Source organism: Burkholderia sp. KCJ3K979, from assembly GCF_016759955.1.
In the GTDB taxonomy this organism is placed as follows: Bacteria; Pseudomonadota; Gammaproteobacteria; order Burkholderiales; family Burkholderiaceae; genus Burkholderia; species Burkholderia orbicola.
In genome coordinates, this window is sequence record NZ_JACFYV010000232.1 from 1 (window position 1) to 9989 (window position 9989).

Below are 9989 nucleotides of genomic sequence, written 5' to 3' on the forward strand. Positions count from 1 at the left end.
GCCCCGGCTCGCCGAGCGACGTCTGGATTGCGCCCGACCCGCCCGCCGTCACGGTAACCGAGCCCAGCGGCGACGTGCCCGTCGCGACCAGCCCGACCGACACGCTGTTCGTCGGCGGATTGACGATCACCTGCGGGATCGGGAGCGAGTCGAGCGCCCCCGCCATCGCGGAACCCGAAGCCAGCACCCCGAACACCGTCGCGACCGACAGCGCCGCACCCGTCAATTTAAAATTCTGTCCCATCGTTATTTTCCCCATCTCGGTTGGCACTACGTTGACAAAGCATGGGGACGGATTGCACGAAGCGTGCCAATTCCAAAAACGGGATTGATTCGTCTGCCTAACGACCGGTAATAACGTTTTTTAATTGATTTCAGGCGAAATTCCTGAATTGCGGAGCCCGAATCGTCTGATGAAAAAGGTCGCCGGAACGCGGATGTAACGTAACGTTTGCGAGCCCCGTAGTAACGTGTTCCGGTACATTCCGCGTAACGTCGAAACACGCGGGCACGATGAGACCCCATACCACCATAGCGGACTGCCCATTACGCATTTCAGCAATATGAAAATGCATTGATAAATCGCGAATTTGCTGATTTTCTTTTATCGCGCGATTTTCTTTCTTATCGATTACGCAGATCATTTACGATTGCGCGGATTTCGATAGTCCGGACAGCAGAATGAAAAATTGTGAAGCAAGCACATTGCCGCCGGCGCGTGCCAGCGGCTGAAACCGCATTTGCGCGCCGCACGGTCAGCCGAAGCGGGCAGGCCGGTACGGATGGGGATCGATATAGGTCGGCGCGCCCGTCATCATTTCGGCGAGCAGGCGGCCGGTCGCGGGCCCGAGCGTGAGCCCGTGATGGCAATGACCGAACGCGAACCACAAATGCCGGTGCCGCGGCGCCGGCCCGATCACCGGGCGCATGTCGGGCGTGCACGGCCGCATCCCGAGCCACGGCTCCGGGTCGAGCCGCTCGCCGATGCCGAACGCGTCACGCGCCAGCGGTTCGGCGCGCGCGAGCTGCACGCCGGTCGGCGGCGCGTCGGGCAGCGCGATCTCGACGCCCGTCGTGAGCCGCAGGCGGCCGCCCTCCATCGGCGCGACGACGAAGCCTGCCTCGGTATCGCACACGGGCACGTTCAGCGGCGTGCGCGTCGGCCGGTAATGCATGTGATACCCGCGCTTCGCGCGCAGCGGAATCCGGTAGCCGAGCGGCGCGAACACCTGATCGGACCACGGGCCCAGCGCGACCACGGCCGAGCGCGCCGCGATCGGCCCGTGTTCGGTCCGGACCTGCCAGCCGTCGTCGACCTGCACGAGCGTCGTCGCGTCGCCGCGCACGAACGTGCCGCCGTCGCGCTCGAACAGCCGCGCATAGGCCTTGGTCAGCCCGCCCGGGCTCGACACGGTCTTCGGGTCCTGCCAGTGGAAGGCGCCGCAGAACGCGTCGCCGATACCGGGCTCGCGCGCACGCAGCGCATGCGCGTCGAGCACGGTCATCCGCAGCCCGTGCGCGTCGGCCACACGCTGCTGCGCGCGCGCTTCCACGTCGAACAACGCGGGCGAACGAAACGCCTCGATCCAGCCGCCGTCGTGCACGAGCGGCTGCGCGTCGGTGCGCGCGAGCAGCGCATCGTGCTCGACGACGCTCGCCGCGACGAGCGGCAGCAGGTCGCGCGCGGCGGCCGCGAGCCGCCGCGGCGACGATTCGCGCCAGAAGCGCGCGAGCCAGCCCGCATACGCGGGCAGCGCGCGGTAGTCCCAATAGAGATCGACCGAGCGGTTGCGCGCATAGCGCAGCAACGTGCCGAGCCGGCGCGGAAACGCATACGGCACGACCGACGAGCGCTCGATCAACCCGGCATTGCCGTGGCTGGTTTCCTCGCCGGGCGCGCGCCGGTCGACGAGCGCGACGCGCAGCCCGCGATCCTGCAGATGCAGCGCCGACGACACGCCGACGATGCCGGCCCCCAGAACAATGACGTCGAAATCCATGCTTCCCCGCCCTGTGTCGAGATGGATGCGCGGTGCGCCGGCCCCGCGGCCGGCACGCGGCGGCGCTTACTTCGCGATGATGTCGCGCTTGAAATACTTCTGCGACAGCGCGCTCAGCGTGCCGTCCTTCTTCAGCGCGTCGAGCGCGCCGACGATCTTCGCCTGCAGCGCCTTGTCGTTCTTGCGCAGCCCGAAGCCGGTGCCTTCGCCGAGCGTCGCCGGATCCTTCAGCGGCTCGCCGACGATCTGGTAGTCGCGGCCGGCCGGCTTGTCGAGGAATCCGTCCTGCGCGGTCTGCGCTTCCTGCACGGCCGCGTCGAGACGCCCCGCGACGAGATCGGCATAGATCTGGTCCTGATCCTGATACGACACCACGGCCACGCCCGCATTGGCCCAGTGCGCCTTCAGGAAATCCTCCTGCGACGAACCCTGCAGCACGCCGACGTGCTTGCCGCGCAGGCTCGCGACGTCGGGTTTCAGCGGCGAGCCGCGCTTCGCGACCATCACGATCGGCACCACGTAGATCGGCGGCGTGAAGTCGATGCTCTGCTTGCGCTTCGCGGTGATGTTCATCGCCGAGTTGATCGCGTCGAACTTGCGCGCCTGCAGCGCCGGGATCAGCCCGTCGAACGCATTCTCGACCCACACGCACTTCATGTTCAGCTTCGCGCACACCGCGTTGCCGACGTCGACGTCGAAACCCTGCAGCTGACCGGACGGCGTCTTGCTCTCGAACGGCGGATAAGCGGCTTCGATCCCGAAGCGCAACGTGGTCGGTTCCGCATGGGCCGTGACGGCCGCGCACGCGAGCGCCGCAGCGGCGCAGAGGGAAAGCTTCCAGTTCATGACGGTCCTTCTGTTCTGGAGTGAGGCGATGAAGATCGGTCGCACGACGCCCACGGTCGGGCGCCGGTCGGCATTCGAGGCAGGCGGCCGCCGCTTGCCGACGCGCCGAGTTCTGCACGCTAAATATAGACTCAAAGTCTACTATAGACTATAGGGGATACGAGAACGTCACGCCGCCGCTCCTCGCCAACATTTTGCCACCCACTCAGAACATCATTGATTTCACGGTGTTTTTCATACGCCACGTAAAGAATCAAAGTCTCGAAAAGAAAAATCCCACCGGTTTTGTTTGTCTATATTAGACTTTTATTCCACAACCAACCTCACCGGACGCCGTCTTTCGAGACTTTCCGTCCAGCCCGAACCGGAGATGTCCCCATGACGCAAACCGTCCCCACCCTGCCGCTGACCGTGGACGAAGCCGCGGTGCGCGCGGCGCTGCCGTCGCTCGACGTGCTCGGCACGCTGCGCCGCATGTTCGCATCGCTCGCCGCGGCGCGCGCGGTGCAGCCGCCGCAGACGCTCACGCTGTTTCCCGTCCAGGCCGGCGACTTCATCACGTATCTCGGCGCACTCGCCGACGAGCAGGTGTTCGGCGCGAAGCTGTCGCCGTATGTCGTGACAGGCGGCAAACCTGTCGTCACCGCATGGACCGCATTGATGTCGATGCAGACCGGCCAGCCGCTGATGTGGTGCGACGCCGGGCTGCTGACCGTCGAGCGCACGGCCGGCACGACGGCGCTCGCGGTCGACTGCCTCGCGCCGCGCGACGCGCGCCATCTCGCGATCGTCGGCGCGGGCGCGGTCGGCCTTGCACACCTGAAGCACACGGCGGCACTGCGCGACTGGGCCTCGATCCGCGTGTACTCGCCCGCGCTGGCCGGCAACGCGGCGCTGCAGGCGAGCCTCGCCGCGCTCGACCCGCGCGCCCGCGCGGCGGCGAGCGTCGAGGCCTGCGTGCGCGACGCGGACGTGGTGATGCTGTGCACGTCGTCGGGCACGCCCGTGCTCGGCGACGGGATGCTCACGCGCCCCGCGCTCGTCACGTCGATCAGTACGAACGTCGCACGTGCCCACGAAATCCCGCCCGCGTGGCTGCCGGACATGGACGTCTACTGCGACTACCGGCACACGACGCCCGCGAGCGCCGGCGAGATGCAGATCGCGACGGCCGAGCACGGCTGGGATGCCGGCCGGATCGTCGGCGACCTGCCCGCGCTCGTCGCCGGCACCTGCGCGGCGCCGTCGCGCACGCGTCACGCGCTGTTCCGCTCGATCGGCCTCGGGCTCGAGGACATCGCGATCGCGCACGCGCTGTACATGCATCTGACGCACGCATGAGCGGCACGCGCACGCGGGGCCGATACAATGGCGCAACCGCCGCGGCGGCCGCGCGCGGGCGCACGGGCATGCCGCCCAACGGTGCGCCGCCGCGCCGGCCCGACATGCTGCCCGGCTCCCGCCCACCCGAGATCGCGATACCGATGCGCAAGAAGAAATCTCCCGTCAAAGACCTGCTGCTCACCCGCTATGCGCCGATCGCCGACGGTATCGCCGCACTGTTCTTTCCGTACGCGGAAGTCGTGATCCACGACCTGCACGACCAGACCGTGCTGTATCTCGCGAACAACTTGTCGAAGCGCGAGGTCGGCGACGATTCCGCGCTCGAGGAAATCGATCATTCGGCGCGCGAGCGCGTGATCGGCCCGTACGAGAAGCTGAACTGGGACGGCCGGCGGATGCGCTGCGTCAGCAACGTGCTGTTCGACGACGAAGGGCGGCCAGCCGGGATGATGTGCATCAACTTCAACATCGCGGTGTTCGACGAGGTGCGCGCGACGCTCGACCTGTTCATCAAGGGCGCGGGCGTCGTCGCGCAACCCGACGAACTGTTCCGCGACGACTGGCAGGAGCGCATCAACACGTTCCTGCACGGCTGGCTGCGCGAGCGGCAGGTCGGGCTGAACGGGCTCACGCGCGAGCACCGGCGCGAACTCGTCGAGGCGCTGTACGCGGAAGGCGCGTTCCGCGGCAAGAGCGCGGCGAACTACGTCGCGAACGTGCTCGGGATGGGGCGCGCGACGGTCTACAAGCACCTCAAGCACCTGAAGGAAACGCAGGGCGACGCCTGAGCGCGGCGGGCGTGATGACGGCACGCTCCGGACACCGGTACCGGACTGCCGATTCCGCGTCGAGCCTTCGCGATGCGCGGGCGTGCCCCGGATTCCGCCCGGGCCTGTGGACGACGGAGCTTGGAAGCATAAAGTGATATAGTCGCAGTTACACTTTTTTTGCCGCCCCGTATCGCCCATGACGACCGCTCCTACTCCGACCGCCCGCCCGACCCTGACCGTCGAAATCTGGTCCGACCTGATCTGCCCGTGGTGCTGGATCGGCAAGCGCCGCTTCGACGAGGCGCTGGCCGCGTTCGCGCACGCCGACCGCGTCGACGTCGCGCTGCGCGCGTACCGGCTGATGCCCGGCCAGCCCGTCGCGCCGGTCGAGGCGATGCTGGCGGGCAAATACCGGATGTCGCCCGCGCAGGTCGACCAGATGCTGCGCCAGGTGACCGATGCAGCGGCGAGCGTCGGGCTTCGCTACGACCTGCCCGGCACGCTGGTTGGCGACACGCTCGACGGCCACCGGCTCGTGAAGCTCGCGGAAGCCACGGGCCGCGCGCACGCGCTGACCGAGCGACTCTATCGCGCGTACTTCTGCGAACACGGCTCGCTGTTCGATCATGCCGCGCTGACCGAATTCGCGGTCGAAGCCGGGCTCGAGCGCGCGGCCGTCGAAGCGGTGCTGCACAGCGATGCGTACCGCGACGAAGTCGAAGCCGACATCGCGCGCGCCGCGCAGATCGGCGGGCGCGGCGTGCCGCTGTTCGTGTTCGGCGGCCGCTACGCGGTGTCGGGCGCGCAGCCGGCCGACGCGTTCGCGCAGGCGCTCGACCAGGCGTGGCGCGACGGCATCGTCGCACTCGACGGCAGCGATGCGGCCGCCTGCGGCCCCGACGGCTGCGAACTGCCGGCGCGCTCCTAACGCGCATCGGGGCCGCGCGCCACTACGCGACGCTCCTGCCACAAACCGGCAGGAAGCCCGCGCCGGTGACCTCTACAATGCATCCTTCAAATAACGATCAGAAGGCTGCAAGCCCATGACCCACGGGATTCACGGCGAGAAGCGCTGGTACGCGCTGATCGTGCTCTGCCTCGGCGTGCTGATGATCGTGCTCGACAGCACGATCGTGAACGTTGCGCTGCCGTCGATCAGTACCGACCTCCACTTCACCGAAACGGCCCTCGTCTGGGTCGTCAACGCGTACCTGCTGACGTTCGGCGGCTGCCTGCTGCTCGGCGGCCGGCTCGGCGACCTGTACGGCCAGCGGCGCATGTTCCTCGCGGGCCTCGTCGTGTTCACGCTCGCGTCGCTCGCCTGCGGCCTCGCGCAATCGCAGGCGATGCTGATCGCCGCGCGCGCGGTGCAGGGGCTCGGCGGCGCGGTCGTGTCGGCCGTCTCGCTGTCGCTGATCATGAATCTCTTCACGGAACCCGGCGAACGCGCGCGTGCGATGGGCGTCTACGGCTTCGTGTGCGCGGGCGGCGGCAGCATCGGCGTGCTGCTCGGCGGACTGCTGACGAGCTCGCTGTCGTGGCACTGGATCTTCCTCGTCAACCTGCCGATCGGCGTCGCGGTCTATGCGATGTGCGTCGCGCTGCTGCCGCGCGTGCGTGCACCGGCCGGCGCCGCGCGGCTCGACGTCGCCGGCGCGATCACGGTGACCGCATCGCTGATGCTGGCCGTCTACGGGATCGTCGGCGGCAACGAGGCCGGCTGGCTGTCGACGCAGACCGTCGCGCTGATCGGCGCGGCCGTCGTGCTCCTCGCGCTGTTCATCGCGATCGAGTCGCGCGCCGCGCATCCGCTGATGCCGCTCACGCTGTTCGCCGCGCGCAACGTCGCGCTCGCGAACGCGATCGCCGTGCTGTGGGCGGCCGCGATGTTCGCGTGGTTCTTCCTGTCCGCGCTGTACATGCAGCGCGTGCTCGGCTATGGGCCACTGCAGGTCGGCCTCGCGTTCCTGCCGGCGAATTTGATCATGGCCGCGTTCTCGCTCGGGCTGTCGGCGCGCATCGTGATGCGTTTCGGCATCCGCGGCCCGATCGCGGCCGGCCTGCTGCTCGCGGCGTGCGGCCTCGCGCTGTTCTCGCGCGCACCGGTCGACGGCGGTTTCGTGTGGCACGTGCTGCCCGGCATGACGCTGCTCGGCATCGGCGCGGGCGTCGCGTTCAACCCGGTGCTGCTCGCCGCGATGAACGACGTCGACCCGGCCGATTCCGGGCTCGCGTCGGGCATCGTCAACACGTCGTTCATGATGGGCGGCGCGCTCGGGCTCGCGATCCTCGCGAGCCTCGCCGGGGCCCGCACCGACGCGCTCGCGGCGGCGCAAGCCACGCCGCTCGACGCGCTGAACGGCGGCTACCACGCGGCCTTCGCGTTCGGCGCGGCGTTTGCCGCCGTGGCCGCGCTGACCGGTTTGACGCTGCGCATCCGGGCGCCCCGCGCGGTCGAAGGCGCCGGCCCCGCGATGCACTGACCATCGACGGGGGAACCGGGGAACCGGGAACCGGGAACCGGGAGCCGGGAACCGGGAACCGGGAACCGGGAGCCGAGAACCGAGAACCGAGAACCGAGAACCGAGAACCGATCGGAGCAGGGCACGCGTTGTCGCGCCTCTTTTTTATGCGCGTCGGACGTGCGCCGTTTAAGCCCGATTCGTCATCGCTTTCGGGCCGATCATCACCGTCGGCCGCGCCCCTGCTCAAACGCCCGTTTCACGTCCCGCCGGCCGCCGCCGTGCGCGCCTCCCCGGCCGATTTTTAACGCAGTCGTACGTTGACGCGTCACTTTTGCGACAATGGCGGACTTTGATGCGCGCGCCGCGGCCGCGCGCCGCCGCCGAACGCCGCATAACCGCCTGCTCCGATGTCGCTTCCCCATATCGATCTGCTGTACTCGCTGTCCGGCCTGTTCGTCGGCGTTCTCGTCGGCCTGACGGGTGTCGGCGGCGGTTCGTTGATGACGCCGATTCTCGTGCTGTTGTTCGGCGTCCACCCCGCGACGGCGGTCGGTACCGACCTGCTGTACGCAGCCGCGACCAAGGCCACCGGTACGCTCGTCCACGGCCTGAAAGGCTCGATCGACTGGCGCATCACGAGCCGGCTCGCCGCGGGCAGCGTGCCGGCCGCGGCGCTCACGCTGTGGTGGCTGCATACGCACGGGATGAACACGCCGGGCACCGCGCGGATGATCCAGCTCGTACTGGGCGTTGCGCTGCTGCTCACGTCGCTCGCGCTGATCTTCCGCCCTCAACTGACCGCGTTCGCCGCCCGCAACCCGCTCGCGCCGAGCCCCGCGCGCACGCTTTGGTCGACCGTGCTGACGGGCGCCGTGCTCGGCGTGCTCGTGTCGATGACGTCGGTCGGCGCCGGCGCGATCGGCGTCACCGTGCTTCTGCTGCTGTATCCGCTGCTCGCCACGACCCGCATCGTCGGTTCCGACATCGCGCATGCGGTGCCGCTCACGCTGGTCGCGGGCATGGGCCACTGGCTGCTCGGCTCGGTCGACTGGTCGATGCTGCTGTCGCTGCTGCTCGGTTCGCTGCCCGGCATCGTGATCGGCAGCCTGCTGTCGGCGCGCGCGCCCGAGCGGCTGCTGCGCAATCTGCTCGCGTCGACCCTGGTCGCGGTCGGCGTGCGGCTCGTGCTGGCGTAAGCGGCCTCTCCGCCTGCCGAAATACGCCGCCTCAGTGCGTGCCCCCAAACCACCTGTCGCCTGTCTTGACGGACGGCCAAGCGGGTTTCACGACATACCGGTCAGGGCACGTGCAACAGGCAAGTATTTCGCCAGGATGCCCAGCATGGTGGCGGCCTCGGCTTTCGACACCGGCGGAAACGGCGAAACGTACGACGTGCCGTTGCGTCGCTCGTGTGCCTTCGTGATGAAAGCGAATTCCGGGGCGCTCACACCCAACGAGGTGGAGACGCGCTGGATAGCCAGGTTGCGGCCGGCATCTTTGGTCCTCACCTCGTAGAACTCCAGAACAGCCTGTACGACCTGGAAGTAGCCTTCGTAGGCCAAGGTAAATACCTGCAAATGCCGGGCGGGATCCAGTTCGTCGGCAGTGGCCTTGTAATCCTCCGCATTGCGCAGGAAGCCCGCGATTGCCCCGGATGTCGGCGCAACCGCATCGAAGGCTCTCGTCTTGATAAGGTTTTCGTATTCGGTCGGACGTGACATCACAAAATCCTCAAAGTCGGTCCCTGGGCGATCTGCGCGATGACGGGATCGCTATCGACCAGCGCGGCCCATTCGGCAGGTTCGTACAACGAGAAGTTGATGGGACGCTGCAGATCATGCTCGGCGGCGTGCAAGGCTTCGGCCAACTCGAGAAGCTGGGCGTCGCCGATGACGATCAGGTCGATGTCGCTTCGGCTGCTGTCGGTACCCTTGGCCACCGAGCCAAACACGAAGGCCGTGGAAATATGCCCGGCAAAAGGCGACAAGGCTTCCTTTAACGGCTCTGCGACAGCGAACGTCTTTCGCGCAATCTCGACGAGTTCCGGATAGAGGACGAAGTCCGTATTGGCGCGGATGCTCCGCTGCCGGCCTCGGCGCGCGTCTTCCTTGAGTACGCCGGCCTCGATCAGCCGGTCTATCTGCTTTTGAGCGCTGCCGTGTCCACTGCTTGCCAGACGCAGCAATTCCTGCAGCGTAAAGCAGCGGTCGGGTTCTAGCAGCGTGGCACCCAGCACACGTTGCATGCCGGGTGTGAGGAGAAAGTCGGCGACGCCCACAAAAATCCTTGAGTCGGGGATGACTGTCCTCATTATGAGGATTTTTCACTTAATCCTCAATAGAAGGATATAAATCCCCATTTTGAGGATTAAGTGCGCCGTCATCCGCGACTTCCGAGGCGACGCACGCTGCTCCGACACAAAAGCCAATGCCCCGGGAGTCCACGACTCTCGGGGCATCCGGAACAACAGCGACGTCACCAACGCACGCGACCTGAAGCACCGGCCCGCATTGCGCGAGTGCACTTGTTCGTCGCGTCGCGGCGGGCATCGCCCGCCGCCCGCC

General features: G+C 67.4%; 9 protein-coding genes and 1 pseudogene. 5 read left to right on the plus strand and 5 right to left on the minus strand.

Annotated features, from left to right (window positions below; all coding sequences use genetic code 11):
* The 3 genes and pseudogenes from H3O04_RS30355 to H3O04_RS30365 form a co-directional block, all read right to left on the minus strand.
* Window positions 1-244: pseudogene (locus tag H3O04_RS30355) on the minus strand (hypothetical protein); the annotation flags it as partial.
* Between the two features lie 511 nt (window positions 245-755).
* Window positions 756-2000 carry an NAD(P)/FAD-dependent oxidoreductase gene (locus tag H3O04_RS30360; protein ID WP_077179304.1) on the minus strand — a complete coding sequence of 415 codons (1245 nt, stop codon included), beginning with the start codon at window positions 1998-2000 and terminating at the stop codon, window positions 756-758.
* A 66-nt stretch (window positions 2001-2066) separates the two neighbouring features.
* Entirely contained in the window at window positions 2067-2846 is a 780-nt protein-coding gene (locus H3O04_RS30365) for an ABC transporter substrate-binding protein (protein WP_077179305.1), read from the minus strand.
* 378 nt (window positions 2847-3224) lie between these two features.
* On the opposite strand from H3O04_RS30365, the gene H3O04_RS30370 reads away from it, so the two are divergent.
* From H3O04_RS30370 to H3O04_RS30390, 5 genes are all read left to right on the plus strand, one after another.
* The gene (locus H3O04_RS30370; protein ID WP_077179306.1) at window positions 3225-4187 is read left to right on the plus strand and encodes an ornithine cyclodeaminase family protein; all 963 of its coding nucleotides are present in this window, start codon (window positions 3225-3227) and stop codon (window positions 4185-4187) included.
* Window positions 4184-4978: a helix-turn-helix transcriptional regulator gene (locus H3O04_RS30375; RefSeq protein ID WP_077179307.1), complete on the plus strand. Its 795-nt coding sequence runs from the start codon at window positions 4184-4186 to the stop codon at window positions 4976-4978. Before H3O04_RS30370 ends, H3O04_RS30375 begins: the two co-directional genes overlap by 4 nt.
* Window positions 4979-5156: 178 nt before the next feature.
* Window positions 5157-5888 carry a DsbA family oxidoreductase gene (locus H3O04_RS30380; RefSeq protein WP_077179308.1) on the plus strand — a complete coding sequence of 244 codons (732 nt, stop codon included), beginning with the start codon at window positions 5157-5159 and terminating at the stop codon, window positions 5886-5888.
* Between the two features lie 115 nt (window positions 5889-6003).
* Window positions 6004-7443, plus strand: a complete 1440-nt coding sequence (locus H3O04_RS30385) for a DHA2 family efflux MFS transporter permease subunit (protein WP_077179309.1) — start codon at window positions 6004-6006, stop codon at window positions 7441-7443.
* Window positions 7444-7832: 389 nt separating this feature from the next.
* Window positions 7833-8621 (plus strand): sulfite exporter TauE/SafE family protein, encoded by a 789-nt coding sequence (locus H3O04_RS30390; protein WP_012328013.1) that lies wholly within the window; start codon window positions 7833-7835, stop codon window positions 8619-8621.
* Window positions 8622-8708: 87 nt separating this feature from the next.
* Here H3O04_RS30390 and H3O04_RS30395 read toward each other — a convergent pair whose 3' ends face one another.
* Entirely contained in the window at window positions 8709-9146 is a 438-nt protein-coding gene (locus tag H3O04_RS30395; RefSeq protein ID WP_012328012.1) for a hypothetical protein, read from the minus strand.
* The gene (locus tag H3O04_RS30400; RefSeq protein ID WP_006476758.1) at window positions 9146-9736 is read right to left on the minus strand and encodes a nucleotidyltransferase domain-containing protein; all 591 of its coding nucleotides are present in this window, start codon (window positions 9734-9736) and stop codon (window positions 9146-9148) included. The genes H3O04_RS30395 and H3O04_RS30400 overlap by 1 nt, the downstream gene beginning before the upstream one ends.
* Window positions 9737-9989: the final 253 nt, after the last annotated feature.